The following is a 26,612-nucleotide window of genomic DNA, read 5'->3' as shown; positions in this document are numbered from 1 at the left end:
GCCGTTGTCGCAAATGGCCAAAGCGCTCGTTTCGGGCCCATCAGCCCAGGTCGCGAGTCAGCTCCGCAGCAAAGAGCGCGCCGGAGTCACGGTCTGCTGACTTCGGCCCCCAGAACTTCACCGAGACCGAAACAGCCGCCCAGACCAGGACACCGACTGCGACGACCACCAGGCACTTGCCATCACCGGTGATCGTGGCGGGCTCCGAGGTTGCGATGCGTTCGGTTGCGGTTTCGAACGCGTGCAGCGCGTCGAGCACTCGGTACGGGTCGCCGCTCTGCAGCGGGACGGTGATGTTGTCGCGGAACTGCGGGTAGGCGTTCTGGTACTCCTCCGTGACGGCGGAGATCTGCGCAGCTGTCAGCTTCTGCTCGCCGCTTGGTACGTACTTTGCAAGCTCCGGGTGCTCGGCGATGATCCGCCCCTGCCCGGTGAAGAGCTCGATCACGTTGCGGTCAGAAAGCGGAGCCCGTTCGGCGGTGAGGTGTTGCGTCGTCGGTGTTGCTGCCTGGACCGGCGCAGCCGGCACTGTGATTGCAGCGGAAACGGTGACCATCACGGCCGCAGCCGCGATCATGATCTTCGACATCGAAGGTTTTTCCTCTCGAGGTTCTTGTCAGTTGCTCGACGGCAAAGCAGTCGCCAGCTCGGCCGCGAACTGTTCCTCGGTCAGGGCGGAGCCGGATCGGCCCGCAACCCAGACAAGGACGCCCAACCACAGCGTTGCAGCGACAGCGACGGCGACCAGCAGGGCGCACTTGCCGTCGCCGGTGATGGTGGCGGATTCCGAGGTTGCGATGCGTTCGGTTGCGGTTTCGAACGCGTGCAGTGCATCGAGCACTCGGTACGGGTCGCCGCTCTGCAGCGGGACGGTGATGTTGTCGTGAAACTGCGGGTAGGCGTTCTGGTACTCCTCCGTGACGGCGGAGATCTGCGCAGCTGTCAGCTTCTGCTCGCCGCTTGGTACGTACTTTGCAAGCTCCGGGTGCTCGGCGATGATCCGCCCCTGCCCGGTGAAGAGCTCGATCACGTTGCGGTCAGAGAGCGCAGCCCGCTCGGCAGCGACCTGATGCTGCGTTGTCGGTGACGTTGCGTGGGCCGGTAGCGCCGGCACTGTGGTTGCAGCGGAAACGGTGACCATCACGGCCGCAGCCGTAATCATGAACTTCGACATCGAAGCCCCCTTCTCGCGCGGCCCCTCCGCGCACGGGTATGAACGTACATGATGTGAAGTTTGAACCGCAACATATCGACCGATTGGAAATGCGGCGCTCGCAGAAGCCCGCTAACGCTGTTCGGGTTCGGGTTCGGGTTCTGGTCGCGACACCAGTACCAACGCGCCCTGTCGACCGGGCGGAAGCCGCGCCTCCAGGCCGGACCGAAAGCCGCGCACGCGGCGGACGCAACACGAACGGCGGCCCTCCTCCTTCCGGAAGAGAGCCGCCGTGGTGTCTCGCGGCGATCAGCGGGCCGACGGGACCGCCGTGCCGACGAGCTCGGCCCGCACGATGTCCGCTCCAGCCGACAGCGCGCCGAGCTTGTCCAGCGCCGCACCCCGCGCCAGGGGTGCCATGCCGCAGTTGGAGCTGGGGATGAGCTTGTCGGCATCGACGAACTCGAGCGCCCGACGAAGCACCTCCGCGACCTCCTCCGGCGTCTCCACGGTCTCGGTCGCGACGTCGATCGCCCCGAGCATGACCTTCTTGCCGCGGATCAGCTCGACGAGCTCGAGGGGAACGTGGGAGTGGATGCACTCCAGCGAGACGATGTCGATCGAGGACTGCTGCAGGAGCGGGAAGGACTGCTCGTACTGCCGCCACTCCGCGCCGAGCGTCTCCTTCCACTTGTTGTTCGCCTCGATGCCGTAGCCGTAACAGATGTGCACGGCGGTCTCAGCGTGCAAGCCCTCGGCCGCGCGTTCGAGTGCGGCCACGCCCCAGTCCTGCACCTCGTCGTGGAAGACCGTGAAGGCGGGCTCGTCGAACTGGATAATGTCGACGCCGGCGTCCTGCAGTTCGCGTGCCTCTTGGTTGAGGATCGTGGCGAACTCCCACGCCAGCTTCTCGCGGCTCTTGTAGTGCTGGTCGGACAGCGTGTCGATCATCGTCATCGGGCCGGGGAGCGCCCACTTGATGGGGCGATCGGTCTGAGCCCTCAGGAACGCAGCGTCCTCGACGAAGACCGGCTTCCGACGGCTCACGGCACCGACGACGGTCGGGACGGCCGCGTCGTACCGGTCGCGGATGCGGACGGTTTCCTTGCGGTCGAGGTCGACGCCATCCAGGTGCTCGATGAACGTCGTGACGAAGTGCTGGCGGGTCTGCTCGCCGTCGCTGACGATGTCGATGCCCCGGCGCTCCTGCTCGTGCACGGCGGAGCGCAGGGCATCCTGCTTGCCCTCGGTCAGGGCGGCACCCTCGAGCAGCCAGGGGGACCACAGTCGCTCGGGCTCGGCGAGCCAGGACGGCTTCGGCAGGCTGCCGACGATCGAGGTGGGGAGGAGAGAACGCATGGGAGTGACGGTCCAGTCAGTCGAAGGGCAGAGGAGGTCAGCGCGCGAGGGCGGGGTCAGCCCACCGGGCGAGGAGTGCGTGGTGCGGCCGCACCAGGTGCTCCTCGGTCCACCGGCCCTGCGTGATCCCGAGGCGGCTGCGCTCCTCGCGGTCGTAGGTCACCGGGGTGGGCGTGAAGTCGGTGTGGTCGAGGGTGGGGCGGTAGGTGCTGCCGGCCGGGGTGTCCGCGGCGTAGACCTCCGGGCGGTAGATCTTCTGGAAGGTCTCCATGGTGGCGATCGTGCCGATGAGCTGGAGGTCCGTGTAGTCGCCGGTCAGGTCGCCGCGCGTGTAGAACGCGAGCGGGGCAGCCGCTCCGGCGGGCTGGAAGTACCGGACTCGCATGCCCATCCGGCCGAAGTAGTCGTCGGTGAGCGAGGAGTGCTCGTGCTCGTACTCGGCGCCGAGGACCGGGTGGACGTACCCGGTGCGGCGGTAGGTCTGGCTCGTCGAGACGCTGATGCAGACGACGGGCTCGGCACTGAAACTCGAGTGGAACGCGGATGACTCCAGGAAGCGCTGGAAGAGCGCCCCGTGCAGCTGTCCGAAGTCGGACGGGATGCCGGACGACGCCGAGGGCAGCAGGACGGAGAAGTCGTAGTCGCGCAGGTACGACGAGAAGTTGTTGCCGAGGATTCCCCGGTGGCGCTCGCCGGTGTGCTGGTCGAGGATCGTGACGTCGAGCATCTCGAGCAGCGGGAACTCGGCGTCCGAACCACCGTCGGAGAACTCGAGCGCCACCGAGACGATGTCGAGCTGCAGACGGTAGCGGTCGTGTGCCGCGGCCAGCTCGTTCGCTCGCCCGTCGATCATCGCCAGCGCAGCACGCAGGTTCTGCTGACGGTGCTCGCCGCGCGCCAGGTTGGCGAAGTTCGTGGTCAGCCGGGAGCTGTCGGCGGGGGAGTAGTCCTCGTCGAACCGGGTCCGGGTGATGCTGAAGGTGAGGTCGTTCGCCATGGTCGGCAATCTGTTCGTCGAGCGGCCCGTGGGCACGATGGGAGGGATGCATCGATCATGGCTGGATTCGCGAGCCATCAGGTAATACCGAGACGCTATGCACCGGTATAGCCTCGGCCTATGGCTCGCGTTTCGAACGACATCACCCTGCAGCAGCTCCGGTACTTCATCGAGGTGGCGACGGAGGGCTCGATCAGCGCAGCGGCCGACCTGCTCTATGTGTCGCAGCCGACGATGTCCGCAGCGATGAAGGACCTGGAGACGCGGATCGGGCGCCCGCTGTTCACCCGCTCGGCCCGAGGCGTCGTGCCCACCGTCGACGGCGTCGAGTTCCTCGGGTACGCCCGGCAGGTCGTCGAGCAGGTCTCCCTCCTCGAGCAGCGGTACGTCGGCGGCCAGCGGTCGCGTCGGCTGCTCGGGGTGTCCGCGCAGCACTACTCGTTCGCGGTGGAGGCCTTCGTCCGGATGGTCGAAGCGGCAGCTGCGGACGAGTACGAGTTCTCGCTGCGCGAGACACGCACCTGGGACATCATCGAGGACGTCCGCACCCTGCGCAGCGAGGTGGGCATCCTCTACCGCAACGACTTCAACAAGCAGGTGCTCGGCAAGCTGCTGCGCGACGCCGGCGTCGTGTTCACACCGCTGTTCGTCGCACAGCCGCACATCTTCGTGGCGAAGCGGAACCCGCTCGCGTCGCGGGAGCGTGCGACCCTCGAGGACCTCGCGGACCTGCCTCGGCTCACGTTCGACCAGGGCGCGAACAACTCCTTCTACCTGGCCGAGGAGATCCTGTCGACGATGTCGAGCAAGCGGGAGATCCGTGTGTCGGACCGGGCGACGATCTTCAACCTGATGATCGGCCTCGGCGGGTACACGATCTCCACCGGGCTCATCAGCGACGACCTCGATCCCGAGATCGTCGCCATCCCACTCGACGTCGACGAGCGCATCGAGATCGGCTGGATCGCGCACGCTTCGGTTCCCCTCACCGTGCAGGCGCAGACCTACCTGGACGAGTTGCGTGCGGTGGTCACCAGCTACGGCGTCGAGCCGCTCGGGTAAGCAGGCTGCGATGACACCGCGGAATCACTCTTGACTACGTAGACAATCCCGTGGTTGTCTTGCTCCCACACCCGGTCCCGGCCGGTCCCACGGAGCAGCGAAGGAGCTGACGATGAGCGGCAACGCATCGGTTCATCGCCTCCGCCCGGCCTCCATGACCGACGTCGCGAGCCTGGCCGGCGTCTCCCAGAAGACCGTCTCCCGCGTGGTGAACGACGAACCGCACGTCACCGAGGCGGTCCGCGCCCGGGTCCTCGAAGCGATCGACGAACTGGGTTTCCGCCCGAACGCCGCTGCCCGCTCCCTCAAGTCGCAGCGCTCCCGCCGGATCGGTCTCATCACCATCGGTACGAACCTGTACGGCCCGACCGCCATGCTCACCGGCGTCGAGCAGGCGTGCCGCACGAACGGGTACAGCCTGGCCATCGTCCGGACCGTCGCCGCGACCGCATCCGAGCTCCAGCCGGCGGTCGACTCGCTCGTCGGCCAGGACGTCGAGGCGATCGTCTTCTCCGAGCCGGTCGAGAACCAGATGGACCAGCTCCGCCTGCCCCAGGGCGTGACGGTGCTGACGCTCGGGCCGCCGGACGTCGCCGACCGCGAGAACACCCTGGCGGTCGGCCTGGACGAGAGCGGCGCTGCGTTCGCGGCCACCGATCACCTGCTGGCCCTCGGGCACGAGACCGTGTGGCACATCGCGGGTCCGGCGGACTGGACCTCGAGTTCGCGCCGGCTGGCGGGGTGGCGGGCGGCGCTGCAGGACGCCGGCGTCGCCGAGCACGCACCGGCCGAGGGGGACTGGTCGCCGCAGAGCGGCTATGAGGCCATGCGCTCGTTGCTCGGCCGCCCGGACCTGACGGGGGTCTTCGTCGCGAACGACCAGATGGCGATCGGCGCGATGTCCGCCATCCAGCAGCACGGGTTGTCCGTGCCGGGTGACGTCAGCATCGTCGGCTTCGACGACATGCCGATCTCGGCCTACCTGCCGACGCCGCTCACGACCATCCGTCAGGACTTCGACGAGGCCACCCGCCTCGCGATGCACCGCCTCTTCCGCACCCTCGACGGCCACCCGCCCGCCGAGCGCCACCGGATGCTGCCCGGCCAGCTGATCACGCGTGCCACCAGCGCGCCGCCGTCCGCTGAGCGGCGTCACCTCCGCCCCGCCGACTGAACCCCCGGACGGGAGGCGCGGCTTGCGTCCGTCCCGTGAGTGAGCGCTCACGCGCGCTCACCGCCACTTCCGCACGCACCTCGACGACGACGTCAGGAGACCTCCGTGACCCCAGTACCCAGGCGACTTTCCCCACCTGCGCCACCCGTGCCTCCAGGCCGTGGGCCGAGCCGGCGCGACCTGCTCCGGTGGGGCGCCGCCGCTGGCGGCAGCATCGCCCTCGGCGCGCTGCTCGCCGGCTGCTCCCCGCAGTCGACGGCCGCCGTCCGTTCCGGACGCGCCGACCTGTCCTTCTGGACCCACGACCCCGGCTACGAGAAGTTCTTCACCGAGGCGTTGCCGGTCGCCGACCGGAAGTCGGACTTCGACTTCGCGCTCGACATCACCACGATCGCGGCGGCGGACATCCCGACCAAGCTCATCGCGCAGGCCGTCGCCGGCACGGGGACGCCGGACGTCGCCGGGCTCGAGATCGGGGCGTTTTGCCGGATGCTCCGCGGTGACATCGCTGCCGAGCTGCTGAGCGACCTGTCGCCGTCGGTGGCGTCGCGCAAGGACGACCTGATCGCTGCACGACTCACGCCGTTCTCGAAGGACGGGCACCTCTACGCGCTCGACTCGGACACCCCGTTGTGCGTCTACTACCACCGCGCGGACCAGTTCGAGGCCCTCGGCATCCCCGACGACCTGACGACGTGGGAGGAGTACATGGACGTCGGCGCGAAGCTCAACAAGAACAAGGGTGTCTCGCTGCACGCCGTGGCGGTCACCGATCCGGGCGGCACGCTGCAGAGCTACCAGATCCTGCTGCTCCAGCGGGGCGGCGACCTGTACGACGAGGACGGCGGAATCGCCATCCAGACGCCGGAGGCCGAACGCACCCTGCAGTTCCTGGTCGACGGTGTGCAGTCCGGGGCCATCGCGACGGTCGCCGACATGTACGGACCGAGCCTGCAGTCCGGGCTGAAGGGCGGCACGATCCTGGCCGTCGACATGCCCTCCTGGTACGCCAGCTACGGCATCAAGCCGAACGTGCCCGAGCAGAAGGGCAAGTGGAAGGTGCGGAACCTGCCCCGGTTCGCGGGTGGTGGCAGCACGACGAGCGTCGGCGGCGGCACCGGGTTTGCGGTGCTCCGCGACAAGCCGCTCACGAAGGCCGGGATCAACCTGGTGCTCGCCGCGTACCTCGACCCGGACCAGCAGGTGAAGCGCTACCAGGACCTCGGGTACCTGCCGACGCTCCGCTCGGTCTACGACGACCCGCGGCTCGCGGCGCTGAGCGACCCGTACTTCGGCGGGCAGCAGCTGTTCGGCGTCTACAAGTCGGTCGTCGACGACGTGCCCTCGCAGCACCAGAGCGCCGATGCCTCGATCCTGCAGACCGTCCTGAGCGGTTACCTCATCAAGGCCTACAAGGGCCAGATCTCCCCGAAGCAGGCGCTCGACGCCGCTGCGGCCGACTTCCGCGGCCAGACCCGCGCCTGAGGAGGACGACGTTGTCCACATCAACCGCCACCGGCATCCCGGTGTCCGCCACCACGACCACCACCGATCCACCCGATCGCCGTCGCCGCCGTCTGAACACGAACGGTGGCAGCGCGCCGTACCTCTTCATCGCGCCGTTCTACGTCCTGTACGGCCTGTTCATGATCGTGCCGGTGCTCGCCGCCGTGTACCTGTCACTCACCGAGTGGGTCGGCCTCGGCACACCGAACTGGATCGGTCTGTCCAACTACGCGAACCTGTTCCGGGACACCAGCTTCGGCACAGCCCTGGTCAACTCGTTGATCTACACACTCATCGCCGTGTTCGTCATCGTGCCGTGCTCGCTCCTGGTCGCGCAGGCACTCAACGCCAAGGGACTCCGCGCCCGAGACCTGTTCCGGGTGACGTTCTTCATCCCGATGGTGCTGTCGCCGATCGTCATCGCGCTCATCTACAGCCTGGTGTTCGACACCAACTACGGGCTGCTCAACGCCACGCTCAAGGCGCTGTTCGGACTGCCGAACACCGACTGGCTCGGTGACCCGACGCTCGCGAAGGTCGCCATCGGCTTCGTGCTCCTGTGGCGCACGGTCGGGTACCTGACGATCTTCTTCCTGGCAGCACTGCAGAACGTGTCGCCCGAGCAGTACGAGGCCGCGTCGCTCGACGGGGCAGGAACCTTCCGGAAGTTCACCAACGTGACGCTCCCGGCGATCCGGCCGGTCACGGCGTTCGTCGTGGTGACGAGCTTCATCAGTGCCGCGCAGCTGTTCGACGAGCCCTACCTGCTCACCAAGGGCGGTCCGGGTGAAGCCACGCTCTCCGTCGCCATGTTCATCTACCGCGCCGCCTTCGAACGGCAGCAGTTCGGGTACGCGGCAGCCGCCGGTGTCGTGCTGTTCGTCGTCGTGTTCGGCGTCAGCCAGATCCTCAACCGCGCACTCGCCATCGGGAGGGACGCATGACCGCCACCACCGACCGCCCGGACACCCGGGCCGTCACGACCGCCGGAAGCCGGGCGCCTCGGTCCGGCCCGCCCCGCACCAGGGGCTGGATCGCTCGCCGCGGCCTGCTCTACGCCACACTCGTGGCCCTGCTGCTGGTGTTCGTGTTCCCGCTGCTCTGGACGCTGTCCGGCTCGTTCAAGCAGCGTGGCGACATCTTCGCGACACCGCCCACGCTCATCCCGAGCCCGGCGACGGGGGAGAACTACACGAACCTGCTCGCCACCCAGCCGTTCTGGGCCTGGTTCGGCATCAGTGTCGGCACCGCCCTGATCGCGACCGTCGTGTCCGTGTTCGTCTGCGCGATGGCCGGGTACGGGTTCGCGAAGTTCCGGTTCCGGGGCAAGCGGATCCTGTTCGCGGTGATGTTCTCGTCGCTTTCGGTGCCGTTCGCGGTGATCCTCGTACCGCTCTTCATCCTGGTGGTGAAGTCCGGGCTGACGAACCCGTGGTTCTCGCTCGTCGTCCCGTGGGTGGCGCCGGCGTTCGGCATCTTCATGATGCAGCAGTTCATCGTGCAGGCGATCCCCGACGAACTCATCGAGGCGGCCCGCATCGACGGCAACTCCGAGTTCGGAACGTTCCGCCGGGTCGTGCTCCCGCTGCTCCGGCCGTCGCTCGGCGCCCTGGCGGTGTGGAGCTTCCTGCAGAGCTACAACTCGTTCCAGTGGCCGTTGGTCCTGCTGTCCGACTCGAGCCAGTACACGCTGCCCCTCGGCCTCAACGCGATCTTCGCGTCGGAGAACCGGTCGTACGACCTGGTGCTCGCCGGCGCCGTGCTGGCGAGCGTGCCGACGATCCTCGTGTTCCTGCTCCTCCGCAAGCAGCTGCTCGACGGGCTGACCGCGGGGGCGGTCAAGGGATGACCGACACCCGCACCCACCACCGATCCTTCTCGAACGGAGCACCCAGCACCATGCAGCACGACCGCGTCCTCTTCGGCGCCGCTTACTACCACGAGTACCAGCCGACCCCTCGGCTCGACGAGGACATGCGCCTGATGCAGGAGGCCGGCTTCTCGGTCATCCGCGTCGGTGAGTCCGTCTGGAGCACCTGGGAGCCGGAGAACGGCCGCTTCGACCTGGAGTGGCTCGCGCCGGTGCTCGACGCCGCCCACGAACACGGAATCCGGGTGATCCTCGGCACACCCACGTACGCCGTGCCGATGTGGCTCGCCCGCATCGTGCCGGAGATCAACGTCCGCCGCCGTACCGACGGCGAGGCGATGGGCTGGGGTGCCCGGCAGGAGATCGACTACGCCCACCCGGCGTTCCTGTTCCACGCCGAGCGGGTCATCCGGAAGATCGTCGCCCGCTACGCCGAACACCCCGCCGTGATCGGCTACCAGGTCGACAACGAGCCGGGCAACGAGCTCATCGCGAACCCCGAGGTGTTCCAGCGCTTCGTCGACCACCTGCGTCACACCTACGGCAGCGTCGAGCGGTTGAACGAGGAGTGGGGCCTGACCTACTGGTCCCACCGGCTGTCCACCTGGGCTGACCTGTGGACGCCGGACGGCAACGCGCAGCCGCAGTACGACCTGGCCTGGCGCCGGTTCCAGGCCTCGATCACGACGGACTTCATCGCCTGGCAGGCATCGGTCGTGCGGGAGTACTCGCGTCCGGACCAGTTCGTGACCACGTGCATCGCCTACGAGCGGCCGACCGTCGAGGACGAGGTGCTCACCCGGACGCTCGACGTCACCGCTGGCAACCCGTACTACCGGATGCAGGACGCCCTCGAGCTGCCGAGCGCCGAGGAGCCCGCACAGTTCTGGACCTCGTCCGGTGCCTGGTCGATCTTCGCCTCGGGCGACCGCATGTACGGGTCGAAGCAGGCACCGTTCCTGGTCACCGAGACCAACGCGCAGGCCATCGGGTTCTCGTGGATGAACGAACCGGCCTACGAAGGGCAGTGGCGACAGGCCGCCTGGGCACTCGTGTCCCGAGGCGCGTCGATGATCGAGTACTGGCACTGGCACACGCTGCACTACGGCGTCGAGACGTACTGGGGTGGCGTCCTGCCGCATTCGCAGCAGCCCGGTCGCACCTACGAGGAGATCGCCCGGATCGGAGCGGAGTTCGCGCACGCCGGGGACCGGGTCGCCGGCCTCCGCCCGCACGCCGACGTCGCCCTGCTGTTCTCGAACGAGTCGAAGTGGGCGCTGAACGAGCACCCGGCGCTCGGCGACGGCATGGAGCCCGACCGGCGGTCGTGGCAGACGATTTACGACGCCTACGCCCGAGGCGTCTTCGATGCCGGACTGCAGGCGAACACGGTGCATCCGTCGCAGGTCTTCGACCGTGATCCGGCGTCCTTCGCCGCGGAGCGTCCGGTGCTCGTCGCTGCCGCGTTCACCATCGCGACCGACGCACAGCTGCAGTGGCTCGCCGCCTACGCCGAGGCAGGCGGACACCTGGTCGTCGGCATCCGCACCGGGTACGAGGACGAAGAAGCCCGTGCGCGGCTCGAACGGAAGCCCGCGTTCCTCGACGTGCCCGCGGGCGTGCACTACGACGAGTTCAGCAACCTCGGCCGACGCATCCCGGTGTCCGCCGGAGCCGCGGCCGCTGAGCACGGGTTCACCGTGCCGGCCGGGGCGACGGCCACCCGGTGGGCGGACGGCCTGCTCGTCGACGACGCCGACGTGCTCGTCGGGTACGACCACCCGCACCACGGTCGGTTCGCAGCGGTGACCACACGGTCGCACGGAGCCGGTCGGGTCACCTACGTCGGGACCGTCCCGGATCCGGCGCTCGCCGCAGCGATCACGGAGTGGGCCGTCGCGCAGGGCAGCGGGTCGCCGAGCTGGCAGCCGCAGGCCGACACGCAGTCGGTCGCGAGCTCGGTCAACGGCCACGGCGAGACGGTGCACGTCATCCACAACTGGTCGTGGGAACCGAGCACGTACGCGGTGCCGGTCGCCGCGGAGGACCTGTTCGAGGGCACGGCACTCGACGCGGATGCCGTGCTCGAGCTCGGGCCGTGGGACGTCCGGGTCGTCGTCGTCGCGTAGCGAGACCGGAGCAGGCGGGCCGTCGGGTCGGACGGTCCGCCTGCTCCTTCTGTGCAACGGTGGCACCCGGACAGCGGTCAGGCCGCGGCCCGGAACGCCTCCGTCGCCGCTCGGGCCTCCGCCGACGAGGCGAGCGAGACGGAGTGGCTGCCGATGCCCGTCGCCAGGGACAGTGCGACGGCGGCGGCACCGACCTCGGATGCCGAGACCCACTCCGGCTCGCCGCCGACGAACCGGGTCCGCACCGGCCCGAGCACGAGCGCGTGGACACGCTCGTCGGGCGACTCCGCCGCGAGGACCCGCTGCATCATGAGCACCGCGGCCTGCTCCATGCTCACGAGCCCGCTGCCCGGCACCGGGAACTCGGCCGACTGCCCGACGATCACCGTGTAGGCGCCGGCGCCACTGAGCCTCGGGACGATCGCCCGCGCCAGCGCCATGTGCGCCGTGGCGAGCCCGGTGAACGCTGCCGCCCAGTCGTCCTCACCGATGGTGGTCAGGGGCCCGCCCTGCCACCATCCGCCAACGGGGACGACCACGTCGTCGATGCCGCCGAGCCGCTCGGTCATCTCGGCACCGAGTGCTTCCGCCCCGGCGAAGGACGTGTAGTCGTGCGTCGGCAGGTGCAGCAGCTGGGACGTGCCGATCGTGCCGAGCGCGGCGCGGAGTTCCGACCCACGCTCGTCGGAACGCGTGGGGACGACGACGTCGGCACCAGCGTCGAGGTAGGCGCGCACGATGCCTTCCCCGACACCGCCCGTGCCGCCCGGCACGAGGACGCGACGACCTGAGAGGTCAGGGGTGACGGGATCTGTGGACATGTTCGACTCTTTGGTGGGATCAATGTTGGTTCAACCAACGATATGCACAAATGGTTGGTCGTGCCAACTGATAAGCTTTCGACATGTCCGACGAACCCACTCCGCCCCAGGCGCTCCGGACGCTCGTGAGCTGGCAGGCCGGGCGACTCGCGACGATCGGCGCACGCTTGACGGGCGCCCGGATGCCGCTCGAAGCGCGGTCCGACTTCGCGGTCCTGGCGGTGCTCGAAGAGAGCGGCGCGCTGAGTCAGGCCGAGATCGGCCGGGTGCTGGGTCTGGACCGCAACAACGTCAACGGCATCGTCGTCCGGCTCGAGGGGGACGAGGCCGTGACTCGGGAGCCTGACCTGTCGGACCGCCGGCGGAACGTCGTCACGATCACGCCCACCGGACAGCGCAGGCTCGCCGAGATCCAGGTGCTCGCGGACGCCGTGCAGGACGAACTGCTCACCGCGTTGTCGACGAAGGAGCGGAAGGACCTCATCCACCTGCTCGACCGGGCTCTCTCCGGTCACTGTGGCCAGTCCGCCTGACCCCGCAGGCGACTCCGCACGGCCGAACCCCAGGGGTGACGGCGGCGGTCCACGCTGCCGTGTTGCGCGCCAAACAAGTCCCGGACGACGATGTCGGAGGAGGCGCGATGACGCACGCAGCGCGGTCGACTACGCCGGTCGCTTCGCCGTTCGCGAGTCCGATGTTGGCGAAGGCGAAGGCATGGCGGGTCTGCTCGACGGTGACGCCGGCATCGGGGATGGGTGCGCCGGTGGCATCGACGAACGTCAGGGTCGTCTCACCGAAGCGGTGCTCTGTTGCGAACGAAGAAGCAGGCACCGAGCATCTCGCCGACCGCTACACCGACGCCTTCAACTGGGTTGCGATAGCCGTGTTCCCAGGGGAAGCCCCCCCTGAGAGTCGGGCCACACCATCTGCAACGCAGGTACGACCCGACGGTGGCCGCCTTCACGGTCGATCGCCGATCCGGGCGCGAGCTCAGCTCGAGCGCGCAACGAGGTCGCTGTAGGCCGCCGCGTACCAGCCGACGGTGCCGTCGCCGGCGGTCGGTCCGATCGTGATCCACCCGCTCGACGTGACGACGTACAGGTCCTCGTCGTGTCCGCAGTGAACCGAGCGCGATGCGAGCCGCTTGCCCGTCGTCGTTCCGTCCGTGGCGGCACGGCCCGCCCACACGGCCATCTGCACGGTCCCGTCACCCTGGCAGGTGACCGAGACGCGGATGCGCGCACGGTCCCCGGCTTCGTCCCCGTCGTTGCCGAGCGAGAGCCGGTCGGTCGGGTGGTCGTTGCCGGCGCCGCTGCCGAGTTCGCCGGGCTGTCCGGCCCATCGCTCCTGGACACCCTGCATCCAGCGGGAGTGCGCCTTGTCGTTCTCTTCCGGTGTCGGGTGGTCGGAACACGCCGTGAGCGACACGAGGGCCACGACGGCGACGCCGATGGCGAGGGTGCCGCGTCGTCGGCCGTGGCGGGCGTGCAGGAACGGTGTGCGCATGTGGCGGCAAGTGTTCCGGAGATCGGCATCCCACCGCATCCTCCCGTTCGCGGGACTCCGCGCTCCCCAGGAGGACCAAAGGGTGCGGGTTCGCAGCCGAACACGTCGAACACACCATCCATCGCCCGATTGCGGATCGCTAGGAGCAAGACCACCCGAGGGATCCGCATCGGTGCCGTCGTGTAACGCCGTCAGGAGGGGTGCAGGGCTGGCGCTGAGCGCGGGCGCCTTCCGCATCTCGTTGACATCCGCCGGTTGCTGTTTGTGAGTTCCAGTGATGGACGCCCCCTGCTCGGCGCGTGTCGCTATGGTGGTTGCGGGGTGGAACGGGGGCGTCATGATCGATATCCAGTTTGACGATCGTGCGGCGGCGGCTCTGGCCGCGGCTGCCCGCGCAGCGGATGATTGTCTGCGTGGTCAAGGGGCCTCAAGATCAGCAGCGGCGCAAGACGCGTTGTTCAACTTTGACGGCGTCTACTCCCTGCGGTTCGTCGCAGCCGTTCAGGTGGAGGCGTCCGACCGGGCACTACTGGCGAATCGCTTCGCAACAATAGCTGAGCAGGTCACAGCGGTCGCAGCTGAAGCAACCAGAGAGCGTCAGCGGATGGCCGACCTGGCCGACTGGACGACGCGTGAAGCCCGCCGCCAGCAAACCGCGGCTGCGGGTCCACTGCGGATGCTCGAAGTTCCTCCGATCACATTTCCAGATCCGAAACCATCGACGACAGCGATCACACCGGCCGAGATCTCCGCTTCGTTCGCACCGCGACACCGAGAGCGGACAGGAACTGGGACGAGCAGTGGGCGAAGCTCCGCGGTGCCCGAGAACTTGCGAGGGTTCGCACGGACATGCCGGTCCGAAGACCGGTCAGCGGGCGTAGCCGTCGCCCGCATTCGTCGGGCTTGGGCGGCGTTCGTCGCTTCGTGCGGATGGGCGCGGATAGGCAACACAACATTCCTCGCTGGGATGGACTCGTACTTGCGGGAGAACAACGACGACGCGTTGTGGATCGATCGCATAGCCGAGGCCTTCGACCGGGCTGGCCGGTCCGGGAGCCTCTCCAATGCGACGCTCGACGTTTCCACTTCGAACGAGGTCCCCGCCGCTGTGCAGCGCATCTTCGGTGACGGGCTGGCACCGAGCGAGGTGCACGAGTTGTGGGCGGCATTCGGATACACGCCAGAACACCGCGCTGATCTGCGTGCCCTACCACTGCCCGTGCTTTCCGCTTTGGGGAACCTGGAAGGCATTCCGTACTGGGCTCGTGACACGGCCAACCGCGTCGTGCTCGGCGAGCGTCTGCAGGCTGCTCGGCATGGGGGGAATGATGTGGAGCTGGAGGCGCTCACGAGTATCAACAAAGCACTTCGCGGTGCGACCGATGAATACCCCAGATCGCTCACTGCACTCACCGCGGACGTGCCTCCGCTTGCTGCGATCTCGATCGGTGACCTTGATGCGGCAGCGAATGTGACGTGGACGGTACCCGGCATGGGCACGACGACCGCTGACATGGTGGGTTGGGCCAACGCCGGCCAGAACCTCGTGGAGCAACAGGCCGAAGCAAACGGCCGCCCTGACAATGCAGTACTGGCGTGGATCGGATACGAACCGCCTCCCGTTCCAGACGGTGAGAATCGGGACCTCGGCGTGCTCGGCGATCGATCCGCTCGAGAAGGGGCACCGAAGTTGGCGTCGAGCGTTCGAGGTCTCGACGCAGTACGGGGCGATGACAGGCCGCGGACGAACGTGGTCGCTCACTCCTACGGATCGACCACTGCCGCGTTCGGCCTCACCGAGGAAGGTGTCCACGTAGACACCTTGACTACGATTGGATCAGCGGGAATACCACGCAGCATTCACGACGCGGGCGACCTTCACGCAAGCCACGTTTACTCCGGCCAGGCGCAACAAGCGAACCCGCTGAACGATGACGAGCCGAGCGGCGACCAATGGGCCTGGCTCGGTCGTCTCGGAAGTAACCGCAAAGATCCGACAGATGACGACTTCGGTGGCACCGCCTTCGAGGTCGACGACGGTGCTCAGGGCAACCCAGTCCTGGACCATGGAGTACACACAGGTGGCAAACGTGGGTACCTGGACAAAGGGACCGAGTCGCTCCGGAACGTCGGCCTGATCTCCACCGGTCAGGGTGACAAGGTGACCCGACCGGACGATCACGAGGAAGCCTGGTGACCAACGAATGAACGGTTCCACGATTGCAAGGAGCGCGGCGCTGGGACGACCCGCGGCGCGTTGGTCGGGTGCGGCGGTGGCCGCGATCGTGACGATGTCTCTGCTGACAGCATGCGCAGGAGGAAAACCGATGGAAAGTCCCTCGACCAACCACACCGTGAAGCCCGATGCAGCCAAGCGCACCGTGGTGGATCTCGTCGATGAAACGGCTCGTGCCGTGGACGGCGGCCCTTGGAAGGTCATCAGTGGACCGCGAGTCGGCCTGTGCCCCGGATCTGACGGCTCGGGGCGTGCGGACGACAGTGGTGGAGTCACTTGGGTGTACGTGAAGCAGCGCGAGGGCGCGGCCGACCCGAGGGACGATCTCCGGAAAGTCGAGGCGTTGTGGAAGAGCCTCGGCATCACGACCGAGCGGTATCGGAGCGGCGGCGACGATCCTGATCTCGGGGTCCGGGGCCGCGGTGGTCCGATCGAGACGATCGACTTCCTCGCTTCCACAGTGGGTGGCTACAGCATCGACGCTGAATCGCAATGTGCCGACGGCGATTACGGAGAGATGACCGGGAGCGGCTCGACCAGCTGATCAGGGGCTCATCAACGGACCTCCGCTCGACCACAGCTCGTGCGCAATCCTCCGGCTGCTGCATGTCCGAGATGACCGTGTCCTGCTCGAAGGGCACGCTGTCCGTGTGGTCAGTCGGAAGAAGCGGGCGGTAGGCCGATGGCAGGCGCCCTCGGCCGCAACCCGAGCTCGGCAGCAGCCGTGAGGTAGGCGCAGTACACCTCGCCATACCGAGCGGTCGCGCGATCCGCACGAGCGACGTCCCTCGGGCGCTCGACGTTCGTCTCGTACCCGATCGTCCGGCGCTCCGCGGCCTCGTCGATGACCGCTACCGACCACCGCCAGATGTCGGAACTCGACGCAGTCGGCGGTGCATGCTGCAGCACCTCGTCCGGTACTGGGATCACCCGCCGGTCGGGGGCGGCGCTGCGGAAGAAGGCGAAGAGCATCGCGGGGACGGCGACGACGCCTCCGCCGAGGACCGCGCCGATGAGTCGGGCAACGACTGGCTCGTCTCCGGGCAGCGGCGGCGGCGCGACCACGAAGCCGAATGCGCCGCCTGCCATGTACCCGACCGCAAAGACCGCCAAGACGGACGCTGTTGCGAGCCGGTCTTGACGGCGCACGCCAGCGGGATCGTGGAGTCGGCGCCACCGAGACGCGGTGTCGGCAGCGGGGCCGTCGCGATCGACGTACACGCGGCCGTCGGGGGCCCGGAAGAAGGGTGAGTCTGCACACTCCGGATCGATCACAGGATTCCGTCAGCCCTGCTCATCGCCCCTGTGGTCAGCATCAGAAGTCCGGGCTCTGGTGAGTCTGACCCTTGGCCAAGGAGCATCTGGCCAGCGACCCGCGCAAGCGTGGCTCCGAACACGCAGACGAGCACCGGCGTCCACCGTGAGGTGCGTCGAGCGCAGTGCTTCTGCGAGTTCACACCATCAATCTACGGCGTGACGCCCACGCCCTCCGCTGCTATGTTTGCGCGCACAACAAATCCCGGACGACGATGTCGGAGGACGCGCGATGACGCACGCACCAGAGCACCGCTTCGGTGAGACGACCCTGACGGTCGTCGATGCCGAAGGCAATCCCATCCCGGATGCCGACATCACCGTCGAGCAGACCCGCCATGCCTTCGCCTTCGGCAACATCGGCTTCGACTTCATCGGACTCGCCAACGGCGAAGCGACCGGCGAACCGACCGGCGAACCGGCCGGCGAAGCCAACGCCGAAGCGCAGGAGGAAGCAGGCACCGAGCACCTCGCCGACCTCTACACCGACGTCTTCAACACCGCGACGCTCCCGTTCTACTGGGGTCGCTTCGAGCCCGAGCGCGGAGCGGCGGACACCGCCAGACTCCTGACGACGGCGCAGTGGTTCCGCGACCGCGGCATCGCCCTCAAGGGCCACCCGCTCGTCTGGCACACCGTGCAGCCCGATTGGCTGCTGGGGCTCCCGCTGGACGAGGTCGAGCAGCTCCAACGGGAGCGCATCCGCCGCGAGGTCTCCGCCTTCGCCGGCACGATCGACACCTGGGACGCCATCAACGAGGTGGTCATCATGCCGGTGTTCGACAACGGCGACAACGCGATCACCCCGCTCGCCCGTGCCAAGGGCCGCATCCCGACGATCCGGATGGCCGTCGAGGAGGCCCGCGCCGCCAACCCGCACGCCACCCTGCTGCTCAACGACTTCGACCTGTCGAGTGCGTACGAGTGCCTGATCGAGGGCGTGCTCGAAGCCGGCGTGCAGATCGATGTCATCGGACTGCAGACCCACATGCACCAGGGCTACTGGGGCGAGGACACGATGCTCGCGATGGTTGACCGGTTCGCCCGCTACGGCCTGCCGCTGCACCTGACCGAGACCTCGCTCGTCTCCGGTGACCTCATGCCCGCGCACATCGTCGACCTCAACGACCACCAGGTGGCCTCGTGGCCGTCGACGCCCGAGGGCGAGGCGCGCCAGGCCGACGACCTCGAGCGGCACTACCGGAGCCTGGTCGGCCACCCTTCCGTCGAGGCGATCACCTACTGGGGGATCACCGACGCCGGCGCCTGGCTCGGCGCCCCGATCGGACTCGTCCGCGCCGACGGCACCCCGAAGCCGTCGTACGAGGCCCTCCGCCGGCTGGTCAAGGAGGAGTGGTGGCTCGGCCCGACGGTGCTGCGCACCGACGACCGTGGTCAGGTGCAGATCCGCGGTTTCCGTGGCGACTACCGCGTCGACGTGCGTGGCGCGTCCGCGGCGTTCGCCGTCGCCGACGTGCCCACGCAGGTGCAGATCGTCGCGTGACCACCTGACGGCATGGAGGCCCGGTGCGGCCCCGCCCCGCGCCTCCCGTCCGTCACCTGGTCGCGCGTCGTGCGGCCTCCACGCCCCAGAGGGCTCCACCGACGAGGATCGCGGCGCACGCGACGAACGCGGGAACGTCGTCGGTGCGTCCGAGTGCGATGTAGACCAGGCTCACGACCACCGTCGCGCCGCCGGCGATGCTCGTCGGGACGACCGCTGCTCGGTGGCCGAGGATCCAGTTCTCGTCACTGCGCATGGTCGCCCGGGTGCGGATGCCCACGAGTCCGTTCCTGCCGATGAGGCCCCGCGCCGGCAGTGCGACGAGGACGATGGTCAGGACGGCGGCCGCCGTCTCGATCGCGATCACGTGGTCTCCTTCTGGGTCGGTCATCGCGCTCGTGTGCGCAGTGAGGCTGCGCGGAGCGTGTCAGACCAAACCTGCCGGTATCCGGTGAAATACGCAAGGGCAACAGGGCCCGCTACCGCCGCACGTACCGGTGCTCCGGCCGCCCCGCAGCCCCGTACCGCAACTGCATCGCCACGGTCCCGTCCGCCGTGAGCTGCGCCAGGTACCGCTGCGCCGTCGCCCGCGACACCCCGATCGCCGCAGCCACCTCCGCGGCGGATCGTTCCTCACCGGCGACGAGCTGCTCGAGCACCAGCGCCGCCGTGGCCGCCCGGGACGGCGACGCCCCACCGCTGTCGCCGGCGTGCAGGATCCGGAACGCCCGCTCGACGGCCTCTTGATCGAGGGTCGACCGCTCGTCGAGCACGTTCCGCGACCGTGCGTACGCCTGCAGCCGCTCGGCCAGCACCCCGGCTGCGAACGGCTTGATCAGGTAGGCGAGTGCCCCGCTGCGCATCGCCCGCCGAACGGTGCCCGAGTCCGACGCAGCACTCAGAACGAAGGCGTCGGCATCTGTGTCGATCGACCGCAGCAGGTCGAGCCCGCTGCCGTCGGGCAGGTACACGTCGACGAGCACCAGGTCCACGGTCCCGCTCGACAGCGCGGAGCGGGCGGCCGCGAGGGTCCCGACGGGTTCGAGTGCCCGGAACCCCGGTACCTCGTCGACCTGCCGCCGGTGCAGGTCGGCGACGTGGAAGTCGTCGTCGACCACCAGCACGGTGAAGACGGAACTCACGACACCACTCCTTCCAGTCGGGCGCAGAAGACCGCGCCGTGGTCGTCACCGCCGGGGGAGGCGAGCCACACCTCGCCACCGTGCCGCCGGGCGATCTCCCGCGACAACGGCAGCCCGATCCCGAGCCCGTGCACCTGCGAGACGTCCTCCGACGCAGGAGCCGCCGCCGGCGCGCGGACGAACAGCGAGTCCGCGGCATCGTCCGGCACCCCCGGCCCCGAGTCCACCACCGACAGGTGCAGGGTCGCGCCGTCGTCGAGCACCTCGACCTCCACCCACGGGGATCCGCCGTCGCGCGTTCGCTCGTCGCCGCCGAGCGCCGCCGAGACCGCGTTGTCGACCAGGTTGCCGAGCACGGTCGTCACGTCGCCCGGTTCGGTGATCGTCCCCTGAACGAGCGTCTCCGCCCCGATCCGCAGCAGCACCCCGCGCTCGGCGGCCTCGACGCCCTTCGCTCCGAGGAACGCCTGCAGGTACGGCTCGGTCAACCGGTCGGCGTGCTGCACCGGGTAGCGCAGCGGCCCGCGCTCCTGCACGTCCGCCAGGTAGGCGCGTGCCCGCGTTGTCTCGCCGATGTCGAGCAGCCCCGAGATCGCGTGCAGCCGGTTCGCGAACTCGTGGCGCTGCGCGCGGAGCGCCGTGCTCATCGCCCCGACGGCGTCGAGCCGTCGGGTCAGGGCCTCGACGTCGGTGCGGTCGCGCAGGACGGCGACCCGGCCCAGGTCGCGTCCGTCGCGGAACACCGTGCGGACGTCGACGAGCAGCACCCGGTGCCCGGCGACGATCGTGGCGCTCGCCGGAGCCGCGGTGGACGCGACGAGCATCGACCCGAGCGGCGCGGGCAGGTCGAGGGAGGCCACCGGACGGCCGATCGGGTCGGTCAGTCCGAGCAGTCGCACGGCTTCGGGGTTGCAGACGGTGACGACCCCCGACGGGCCGATCGCGATGACGCCTTCACCGACGCCGCCCAGCACGGCCTGCTGGTTCTGCACGAGCGTCACGAGCTCCTCCGGCTGCAGCCCGAGCGTCAGCCGCACCAGTCGCCGCCGGATCAGCACCGAGGCGATCACCGCGAGCAGGACCGCCGCCAGCCCGGCACCGATCACCGGCATGCTGTCCTCGACCAGGGTGTCGTAGACGCGTGCCCGGTTGAAGCCGACGCTCACCTCGCCGACGACGGCGGACTGCCGGGAGGCCCGGCTCGTCTCCGCCCCGCCGGCTGCGGGCGCGGAGACGGGCACCTTCGCCCGCGCCGACTCACCGAGGGTGCCGCGCGCCCAGGACACGGTCTCGCGGCCGGCGAGTGCGGCGTCGGGAGAGGTGCTCACCATCTCGCCGATCCGGTCGGTGTCGGGGTGGGCCAGGCGGATGCCCCGGTCGTCGGTGACCACGACGAAGAGCGCCCCGGTCCGGCGCTGGGCTGCGAGTGCCGCACGCTGGACGGGTCCGTCGGCGAGGACCGCGGGGTCGAGGTCGGTGCCGTCGACGCTGAGCCGGGCGACCGCGGCCCGGACGTCGGACTGCGCGGCGACGCTCTGTGCGATCGCGAGGGCGGTCCCCTCGGCAGCGCGCTCGAGCCGGGTGACCTCGATCCGGACGAACACGGCACTGGTCAGGGCGACGACGGCGACCACCACGGCGAGCTGCAGCACGAGCACCTCGGTGGCGAAGCGGAGCCTGGGGCGCCGTGAACGGTCGTCGGTCACGACCCCAGCGTACGGAGGGCGAGTCGACCTGCCTGCGCACAATGCGCAGAAAGCGGTCAACGCGCGATGGTGCGCCAATGTGCAGAAGCGCGCCGCGCCTCCAGGCCGGGTCGTAGCGTGCCCGGACTGCCAGACACGGACGAAGGAGTCCTGATGCTCGTCATCCTCGGGTACGCGATGGTCCTGACCTTCATGGTCCTGATCATGACCAAGCGCATGTCGCCCATGCTCGCGCTGATCATCGTGCCGACCGTGTTCGGACTGTTCGCCGGGGCGGGTCTGGGACTCGGCGACATGGTGACCGAGGCGATCGGCACGCTGGCACCGACGGCCGCGCTCCTGATGTTCGCGATCATGTACTTCGGGCTGATGATCGACGTCGGCCTGTTCGACCCGCTCGTCCGGTTCATCCTGCGGGTGACCGGCAACGACCCGGCGAAGATCGTGCTCGGCACGGCTCTGCTGGCCGGTGCGGTCTCGCTCGACGGGGACGGCTCGACGACGTTCATCGTGGTCACGGCGGCGATGCTGCCGATCTACCTGAAGCTCGGCATGAGCCCGGTCGTGATGACGTGTGTGGCGGGTCTGACGAACGGCACGCTCAACATCGTGCCGTGGGGCGGTCCCACCGCCCGTGCCGCCGCCGCGCTGAAGATCGACCCGACGGACATCTTCGTGCCCCTCGTGCCCTCGCTCGTGGTGGGGCTGCTGCTGTGCTTCACGTTCGCGTGGACGATGGGCCTGCGGGAGCGCAAGCGCCTCGGCATGATCGAGTTCACCGAGGCCTCGCGGGGCGCGCGGGTGCCGGAGCGGGCGAACGCCCGAGCCGGGTCACGGGTGCTCGCGGCGGTCGGCGGGACCGGCGGCGGGATGTTCACGAGCCCCACGGTCGCGCTCGGGCTGCGCGGTGGGAAGGCCGACGGCCGGCGTGCGGACGGCGAGGGCGTGGACGGCACCGGGGCGGGGGACGACAGCACGGGGACCGGCACCATGGCCGAGACGATGCTCGACCCGAACCGTCCGACCCTGCGGCCGAAGCGGATCTGGTTCAACCTGGCGCTGACCGTCGCCGTGATGATGGCGCTCGTGCTGGGGCTCCTGCCGCTGCACTTCGTGTTCATGATCGGCACGGCGATCGCCCTGCTCGTGAACTTCCCGCAGCTCAAGCAGCAGACCGCGCAGATCGTGGCGCACGCCCCGAGCATCGTCGGTGTCGTGTCGATGGTGTTCGCCGCCGGGGTGCTGATCGGGGTGCTCGACGGCACCGGGATGGTCGCGGCGATGGCCGACTGGCTCGTCGCGGTGATCCCGGACTCGATGGGCCCGTACCTGGCGGGCATCACCGGCGTGCTGAGCATGCCGCTGACGTTCTTCATGAGCAACGACGCGTTCTACTTCGGGATCCTGCCGGTGCTGTCCGAGAGCGCCGCGGCGTACGGGATCACGCCGGCCGAGATGGCGCGGGCCTCGGTCGTCGGGCAGCCGGTGCACATGCAGAGCCCGCTGGTCCCCGCGATCCTGCTGCTGGTGTCGCTGGCCAACGTGAACCTCGGCGACCACCACCGCAAGGTGCTGTGGCGGGCCGCCGTGGTCGCGATGGCGATGCTCGTGGTGGCGATCGTCGTGCGGGTCATCCCGTTCGGGTGAACCGACCGCCGGTGCCGACTCGGCGCGCGCCCGACCGGGCCGGGCCCGACCGGCTCAGGCGGCGTCGAGCTCCCGCGTCAGGGCCGCGACGAAGTCGTCGATGTCCTGCTCCGAGGTGTCGTACGCGCACATCCACCGCACCTCGTTGCGGCTGGCATCCCAGTCGTAGAACCGGAAGTGCTTCCGCAGCCGGTCGGCCACCCCGGCGGGCAGGGTCGCGAAGACCCCGTTCGCCTGGGTCTGCTGGCTGAAGCCGACACCGCGGATGCTGCCGTCGGCGATGCCGGCCTCCAGCGCACCGCGCAGTCGGGCGGCCATGGCGTTGGCGTGCCCGGCGGAGCGCAGGTACAGGTCGTCGCTGAGCAGGGCGATCAGCTGGGCGGAGACGAACCGCATCTTCGACGAGAGCTGCATGTTCATCTTGCGCAGGTAGTGCAACCCCTCGGACGCCGACGGGTTCAGCACGACGATCGCCTCGCCGTAGAGCATGCCGTTCTTCGTGCCGCCGAAGCTCAGCACGTCGACACCGGCGTCGGTGGTGAAGTCGCGCAGGGGCACCCCGAGGGACGCCGCGGCGTTCGAGATGCGGGCGCCGTCCATGTGCAGCTTCATGCCGAGCGAGTGGACGTGGTCGGCGATCGTCCGGACCTCGTCCACCGTGTAGGCGGTGCCGAGCTCGGTGGTCTGCGTGATCGACACGACGAGCGGCTGGGCGCGGTGCTCGTCGCCCCAGCCCCAGGCCTCGCGGTCGATGAGCTCGGGCGTCAGCTTGCCGTCGGGCGCCTCCACCGGCAGGAGCTTGATGCCGGCGACGCGCTCGGGCGCACCGGCTTCGTCGGTGTGGATGTGCGCGGTCGCGGTGCACACGACCGCTCCCCACCGCGGCAGCATCGACTGCAGGCCGACGACGTTCGCGCCCGTGCCGTTGAACACCGGGAACGCCTCGGCCTGCGACCCGAAGTGCTCGCGGATCACCTCGTTGAGACGTGCGGTGTAGACATCCTCGCCGTAGGCGATCTGGTGGCCGTCGTTGGCCGCGGCGATGGCGGCGAGGATCTCGGGGTGGACGCCGGCGTAGTTGTCCGAGGCGAAGCCCCGCAGGTCCAGGTCGTGCAGTCGGAGGGTCACTCGTTCATCCTAGGTTCGAGGGATCAGGCGCCGTGAGCGGGATGCGGGCACCGTTGACGTCGGCCGATGGGGTGTCCCAGAGCCGGACGACCTCGGCGCCGAGCTGCGCTTCGAGGCCGGACAACTCGCCGACGACGAACACGGCGGCAGCGGCGGTCTCCGGCCCCTCCTTCCGGAACCCCTGCGCGACGGCCCGGACCCAGGCGTCGGACGCGGCCTTCGCCGCCGCGTAGTTCGCGGCGCCGGCGGTGGGGGAGTCGACCGCGGTGGACGACACGAACGCGAGCCGTCCGGCAGGGGACGCCACCAGGTCGTCGTGGAAGACCCGGGTCGTGTTCCGCAGGGTCCGGAAGGCGCGGTCGAAGAAGTCCCAGTCCGCGTCGGACTGGCCGACGATGCTGCCACCGCCGCGCCACCCGCCGACCAGGTGGACCAGTCCGTCGACGCGGCCGGCGTCCGCGTGGACGTCGTCGGCCAACGCGGTGACCGCACCGAGGTCCGACAGGTCGCACGTGCGGGTCGTGACGCCCGGGACGGACGCGCGCAGGGCCTCCAGGGCGTCGGGTCTGGTGCCGACCGCGACGACGGACGCACCGGCGGCGGTGAGTGCGCGCGCGACGGCCGCGCCGCTGGCACTGGTCGCACCGGCGATCAGCACCAGGCGACCGGCCACCGAGCGGTCGGTCACGCGGCGGCCTCGCCGACGAGCTCGGCGTCCGTGGTGCCGGTGATGCCGGCGGTGGACGCGATGACGGTCGCCATCTTCTTGTCGAGGGCCTCGTAGAACATCGACAGCGGGAACTCGTCGTCGAGCACCGCGTCGGTGTAGCCGCGCGGCGGTCCGGCGAGCGTCTCGTCGGGCAGCCCACGCGCCCACTTCGACGCCGGGTGCGGCGTGAGCGTGCGGGTCAGTATCTCGTACGCGGCGAGCCAGTGCGCCGACTTCGGCCGGTCGATCGAGCGCCGGTAGAGCTCGTTGATCTCGTCACTCAGGGCGATGATCACGTCCGGCACCTCGGGCCAGTCGATCGTCAGCTGGGTGTCCGTCCAGTGCAGGACGCCGTGCTGGTGCATCCAGGCGAACAGCAGCTGGCCGCCGAGTCCGTCGTAGTTGCGGACGCGGCTGCCGGTGATCGCGAAGCGGAAGATGCGGTCGAAGACGACCGCGTACTGCACCAGGCGCGCGTGGTCACGGATGGCGCGCTGCGCGTCCTGGAGGCCCGCGTCGGGTCCGGCGGACAGCTCGCGTTCCAGACGCACCGACTCGCGGAACGCGGTCAGGTCGCAGCGGAGCTCCTCGAGCGAGTAGAGGAAGAACGGCATCCGCTGCTTGATCATGAACGGGTCGAAGGGCAGGTCCCCGCGCATGTGCGAACGGTCGTGGATGATGTCCCACATCACGAAGACCCGCTCGGTCAGCTGCTGGTCGTCGAGCATCGCTGCGGCCTCGGCCGGCAGCTCGAGCTTGGTGACGTCGGCGGCGGCACGGACGACCCGGCGGTAGCGGGCGGCCTCGCGGTCCTGGAAGATCGCGCCCCACGTGAAGGCGGGGATCGTGCGCATCGCGACGGTCTCGGGGAACAGCACCGCCGAGTTCGTGTCGTACCCCGGGGTGAAGTCGACGAACCGCAGCGCGACGAACAACGCGTTGCCGTGGTCGCCGGCCTCGAGCTCGACGATGAACTCCGGCCAGAGGACCTCGACCAGGACCGCTTCGACGAACCGCGAGGTGCTGCCGTTCTGCGTGACCATCGGGAACACGACCAGGTGGCCGAGCCCGTCGACGCGGTGCTGCTGCGGCTGGAACGCGGTGAGGGAGTCGAGGAAGTCGGGGACGCCGAAGCCCTGCTCCTGCCAGCGAGCGAAGTCGTGCTGCAGCACCTGCAGGAACGCGGCGTCGTGCGGGAAGTGCGGCACCAGCTCGGCGATCGCCGGCACGATCACCGCGACGTGACCGGCAGCAGCGGCGTGGTCGGACGGTTCGGGGACGGAGCCGTCCCGCGTCTGCAGGGCCTGCAGGGCGACGACCGCACGCTTGAGCCGGAGCCAGGCGGGGTGGGCGGCGATCTCGCGCACCGACAGGTGGTCCTCGACGACCTCGGGCTCTCCGACGATGGCGTCCTGCGAGATCTTCTGGACGAACTGGGACATGTCGAACCTCCCGTCATTGGGGTCGGCCGCGGATCTGCGGACGAGTGGTGCGCGTTACCGGATCGTCTCGAGCCTAGGGAAGTTCGGGGGACGCAAAGTTGCCCATCTCCGGTGGAATCGTGCGTCGTCACGGCGCTCGCGCGGGCATCCACGCGAGCCGCGCACGGAACCGTCGCTCCGCGTGGCTGGGATCTCCGGAAGGGACCG

24 protein-coding genes are annotated in these 26,612 nt (G+C 69.1%); 11 read left to right on the top strand and 13 right to left on the bottom strand.

Annotation, left to right across the window (positions count from 1 at the left end; all coding sequences use genetic code 11):
* Positions 1-40: 40 nt before the first annotated feature.
* The 4 genes from ORG17_RS14790 to ORG17_RS14775 all read right to left on the bottom strand — a co-directional run bounded on the left by ORG17_RS14790 (position 41) and on the right by ORG17_RS14775 (position 3,509).
* A complete protein-coding gene (locus ORG17_RS14790; RefSeq protein ID WP_214527323.1) occupies positions 41-589 on the bottom strand; it encodes a hypothetical protein in 549 nt (182 codons plus the stop codon).
* A gap of 27 nt (positions 590-616) precedes the next feature.
* Positions 617-1,174 carry a hypothetical protein gene (locus ORG17_RS14785; protein ID WP_214527321.1) on the bottom strand — a complete coding sequence of 186 codons (558 nt, stop codon included), beginning with the start codon at positions 1,172-1,174 and terminating at the stop codon, positions 617-619.
* 288 nt (positions 1,175-1,462) lie between these two features.
* A complete protein-coding gene (locus ORG17_RS14780) occupies positions 1,463-2,512 on the bottom strand; it encodes a methionine synthase (RefSeq protein ID WP_071245101.1) in 1,050 nt (349 codons plus the stop codon).
* Between the two features lie 37 nt (positions 2,513-2,549).
* Complete coding sequence (locus ORG17_RS14775) at positions 2,550-3,509, bottom strand: putative oxygenase MesX (protein ID WP_214527319.1); 960 nt, start codon at positions 3,507-3,509, stop codon at positions 2,550-2,552.
* 120 nt (positions 3,510-3,629) lie between these two features.
* Here ORG17_RS14775 and ORG17_RS14770 point away from each other — a divergent pair, with 120 nt between their 5' ends.
* The 6 genes from ORG17_RS14770 to ORG17_RS14745 all read left to right on the top strand — a co-directional run bounded on the left by ORG17_RS14770 (position 3,630) and on the right by ORG17_RS14745 (position 11,250).
* Positions 3,630-4,571 (top strand): LysR family transcriptional regulator, encoded by a 942-nt coding sequence (locus tag ORG17_RS14770; RefSeq protein WP_214527318.1) that lies wholly within the window; start codon positions 3,630-3,632, stop codon positions 4,569-4,571.
* Positions 4,572-4,683: 112 nt separating this feature from the next.
* Positions 4,684-5,745, top strand: coding sequence for a LacI family DNA-binding transcriptional regulator (locus tag ORG17_RS14765; RefSeq protein ID WP_214527316.1), 1,062 nt, complete (start codon positions 4,684-4,686; stop codon positions 5,743-5,745).
* Positions 5,746-5,892: 147 nt separating this feature from the next.
* Positions 5,893-7,230: an ABC transporter substrate-binding protein gene (locus ORG17_RS14760; protein WP_214527315.1), complete on the top strand. Its 1,338-nt coding sequence runs from the start codon at positions 5,893-5,895 to the stop codon at positions 7,228-7,230.
* 11 nt (positions 7,231-7,241) lie between these two features.
* Complete coding sequence (locus ORG17_RS14755) at positions 7,242-8,195, top strand: carbohydrate ABC transporter permease (RefSeq protein ID WP_209136492.1); 954 nt, start codon at positions 7,242-7,244, stop codon at positions 8,193-8,195.
* On the top strand, positions 8,192-9,100 hold the full coding sequence (locus tag ORG17_RS14750; protein ID WP_214527314.1) for a carbohydrate ABC transporter permease: 909 nt from the start codon (positions 8,192-8,194) through the stop codon (positions 9,098-9,100). The genes ORG17_RS14755 and ORG17_RS14750 overlap by 4 nt, the downstream gene beginning before the upstream one ends.
* Positions 9,097-11,250 (top strand): beta-galactosidase, encoded by a 2,154-nt coding sequence (locus tag ORG17_RS14745; protein ID WP_250892413.1) that lies wholly within the window; start codon positions 9,097-9,099, stop codon positions 11,248-11,250. Before ORG17_RS14750 ends, ORG17_RS14745 begins: the two co-directional genes overlap by 4 nt.
* A 77-nt stretch (positions 11,251-11,327) precedes the next feature.
* Here the strand turns inward: ORG17_RS14745 and ORG17_RS14740 are convergent, their stop codons facing one another.
* A complete protein-coding gene (locus ORG17_RS14740; RefSeq protein WP_214527313.1) occupies positions 11,328-12,071 on the bottom strand; it encodes an SDR family oxidoreductase in 744 nt (247 codons plus the stop codon).
* An 83-nt stretch (positions 12,072-12,154) separates the two neighbouring features.
* Between ORG17_RS14740 and ORG17_RS14735 the strand changes: the two genes are divergently transcribed.
* Positions 12,155-12,604, top strand: a complete 450-nt coding sequence (locus tag ORG17_RS14735) for a MarR family winged helix-turn-helix transcriptional regulator (protein WP_214527312.1) — start codon at positions 12,155-12,157, stop codon at positions 12,602-12,604.
* 457 nt (positions 12,605-13,061) lie between these two features.
* Here ORG17_RS14735 and ORG17_RS14730 read toward each other — a convergent pair whose 3' ends face one another.
* On the bottom strand, positions 13,062-13,577 hold the full coding sequence (locus tag ORG17_RS14730) for a hypothetical protein (RefSeq protein WP_214527311.1): 516 nt from the start codon (positions 13,575-13,577) through the stop codon (positions 13,062-13,064).
* A 337-nt stretch (positions 13,578-13,914) separates the two neighbouring features.
* Here ORG17_RS14730 and ORG17_RS14725 point away from each other — a divergent pair, with 337 nt between their 5' ends.
* Positions 13,915-15,774, top strand: coding sequence for an alpha/beta hydrolase (locus ORG17_RS14725; RefSeq protein ID WP_214527310.1), 1,860 nt, complete (start codon positions 13,915-13,917; stop codon positions 15,772-15,774).
* A gap of 76 nt (positions 15,775-15,850) precedes the next feature.
* A complete protein-coding gene (locus ORG17_RS14720) occupies positions 15,851-16,357 on the top strand; it encodes a hypothetical protein (RefSeq protein WP_214524080.1) in 507 nt (168 codons plus the stop codon).
* Positions 16,358-16,467: 110 nt separating this feature from the next.
* Here the strand turns inward: ORG17_RS14720 and ORG17_RS14715 are convergent, their stop codons facing one another.
* Positions 16,468-17,088, bottom strand: coding sequence for a hypothetical protein (locus tag ORG17_RS14715; protein ID WP_214527309.1), 621 nt, complete (start codon positions 17,086-17,088; stop codon positions 16,468-16,470).
* Positions 17,089-17,359: 271 nt separating this feature from the next.
* On the opposite strand from ORG17_RS14715, the gene ORG17_RS14710 reads away from it, so the two are divergent.
* A complete protein-coding gene (locus ORG17_RS14710; RefSeq protein WP_214527308.1) occupies positions 17,360-18,631 on the top strand; it encodes an endo-1,4-beta-xylanase in 1,272 nt (423 codons plus the stop codon).
* 52 nt (positions 18,632-18,683) lie between these two features.
* Here ORG17_RS14710 and ORG17_RS14705 read toward each other — a convergent pair whose 3' ends face one another.
* The 3 genes from ORG17_RS14705 to ORG17_RS14695 form a co-directional block, all read right to left on the bottom strand.
* A complete protein-coding gene (locus ORG17_RS14705; protein WP_214527307.1) occupies positions 18,684-19,022 on the bottom strand; it encodes an SdpI family protein in 339 nt (112 codons plus the stop codon).
* Between the two features lie 88 nt (positions 19,023-19,110).
* Positions 19,111-19,773 carry a response regulator gene (locus ORG17_RS14700; RefSeq protein WP_214527305.1) on the bottom strand — a complete coding sequence of 221 codons (663 nt, stop codon included), beginning with the start codon at positions 19,771-19,773 and terminating at the stop codon, positions 19,111-19,113.
* Positions 19,770-21,479: a sensor histidine kinase gene (locus tag ORG17_RS14695; protein WP_214527303.1), complete on the bottom strand. Its 1,710-nt coding sequence runs from the start codon at positions 21,477-21,479 to the stop codon at positions 19,770-19,772. The genes ORG17_RS14700 and ORG17_RS14695 overlap by 4 nt, the downstream gene beginning before the upstream one ends.
* 153 nt (positions 21,480-21,632) lie before the next feature.
* Between ORG17_RS14695 and ORG17_RS14690 the strand changes: the two genes are divergently transcribed.
* Positions 21,633-23,126 carry a CitMHS family transporter gene (locus ORG17_RS14690; RefSeq protein WP_214527301.1) on the top strand — a complete coding sequence of 498 codons (1,494 nt, stop codon included), beginning with the start codon at positions 21,633-21,635 and terminating at the stop codon, positions 23,124-23,126.
* Between the two features lie 54 nt (positions 23,127-23,180).
* Here the strand turns inward: ORG17_RS14690 and ORG17_RS14685 are convergent, their stop codons facing one another.
* The 3 genes from ORG17_RS14685 to ORG17_RS14675 are packed head-to-tail and all read right to left on the bottom strand — an operon-like array spanning position 23,181 to position 26,405.
* Complete coding sequence (locus tag ORG17_RS14685; protein ID WP_071245082.1) at positions 23,181-24,254, bottom strand: threonine aldolase family protein; 1,074 nt, start codon at positions 24,252-24,254, stop codon at positions 23,181-23,183.
* A 4-nt stretch (positions 24,255-24,258) separates the two neighbouring features.
* Positions 24,259-24,942, bottom strand: a complete 684-nt coding sequence (locus ORG17_RS14680) for an SDR family NAD(P)-dependent oxidoreductase (protein ID WP_301565325.1) — start codon at positions 24,940-24,942, stop codon at positions 24,259-24,261.
* A complete protein-coding gene (locus ORG17_RS14675; protein ID WP_214527300.1) occupies positions 24,939-26,405 on the bottom strand; it encodes a DUF6421 family protein in 1,467 nt (488 codons plus the stop codon). Before ORG17_RS14675 ends, ORG17_RS14680 begins: the two co-directional genes overlap by 4 nt.
* Between the last annotated feature and the right edge of the window lie 207 nt (positions 26,406-26,612).

Origin of the sequence: Curtobacterium flaccumfaciens pv. betae, assembly GCF_026241855.1 — a bacterium.
GTDB lineage: Bacteria > Actinomycetota > Actinomycetes > Actinomycetales > Microbacteriaceae > Curtobacterium > Curtobacterium flaccumfaciens.
The sequence above is the reverse complement of the archived record's forward strand: the minus strand, read 5'-3'. Positions and strand labels throughout refer to the sequence as shown.

Excerpts from the sequence above, each read along its gene's own strand:
- ORG17_RS14690 (WP_214527301.1), top strand. The coding sequence starts at position 21,633 with ATGCTCGTCATCCTCGGGTACGCGATGGTCCTGACCTTCATGGTCCTG.
- ORG17_RS14750 (WP_214527314.1), top strand. The coding sequence starts at position 8,192 with ATGACCGCCACCACCGACCGCCCGGACACCCGGGCCGTCACGACCGCC.
- ORG17_RS14725 (WP_214527310.1), top strand. The coding sequence starts at position 13,915 with ATGATCGATATCCAGTTTGACGATCGTGCGGCGGCGGCTCTGGCCGCG.
- ORG17_RS14735 (WP_214527312.1), top strand. The coding sequence starts at position 12,155 with ATGTCCGACGAACCCACTCCGCCCCAGGCGCTCCGGACGCTCGTGAGC.
- ORG17_RS14780 (WP_071245101.1), bottom strand. The coding sequence starts at position 2,512 with ATGCGTTCTCTCCTCCCCACCTCGATCGTCGGCAGCCTGCCGAAGCCG.
- ORG17_RS14730 (WP_214527311.1), bottom strand. The coding sequence starts at position 13,577 with ATGCGCACACCGTTCCTGCACGCCCGCCACGGCCGACGACGCGGCACC.
- ORG17_RS14775 (WP_214527319.1), bottom strand. The coding sequence starts at position 3,509 with ATGGCGAACGACCTCACCTTCAGCATCACCCGGACCCGGTTCGACGAG.
- ORG17_RS14705 (WP_214527307.1), bottom strand. The coding sequence starts at position 19,022 with ATGACCGACCCAGAAGGAGACCACGTGATCGCGATCGAGACGGCGGCC.
- ORG17_RS14710 (WP_214527308.1), top strand. The coding sequence starts at position 17,360 with ATGACGCACGCACCAGAGCACCGCTTCGGTGAGACGACCCTGACGGTC.
- ORG17_RS14785 (WP_214527321.1), bottom strand. The coding sequence starts at position 1,174 with ATGTCGAAGTTCATGATTACGGCTGCGGCCGTGATGGTCACCGTTTCC.
- ORG17_RS14675 (WP_214527300.1), bottom strand. The coding sequence starts at position 26,405 with ATGTCCCAGTTCGTCCAGAAGATCTCGCAGGACGCCATCGTCGGAGAG.
- ORG17_RS14740 (WP_214527313.1), bottom strand. The coding sequence starts at position 12,071 with ATGTCCACAGATCCCGTCACCCCTGACCTCTCAGGTCGTCGCGTCCTC.
- ORG17_RS14770 (WP_214527318.1), top strand. The coding sequence starts at position 3,630 with ATGGCTCGCGTTTCGAACGACATCACCCTGCAGCAGCTCCGGTACTTC.
- ORG17_RS14745 (WP_250892413.1), top strand. The coding sequence starts at position 9,097 with ATGACCGACACCCGCACCCACCACCGATCCTTCTCGAACGGAGCACCC.
- ORG17_RS14790 (WP_214527323.1), bottom strand. The coding sequence starts at position 589 with ATGTCGAAGATCATGATCGCGGCTGCGGCCGTGATGGTCACCGTTTCC.
- ORG17_RS14765 (WP_214527316.1), top strand. The coding sequence starts at position 4,684 with ATGAGCGGCAACGCATCGGTTCATCGCCTCCGCCCGGCCTCCATGACC.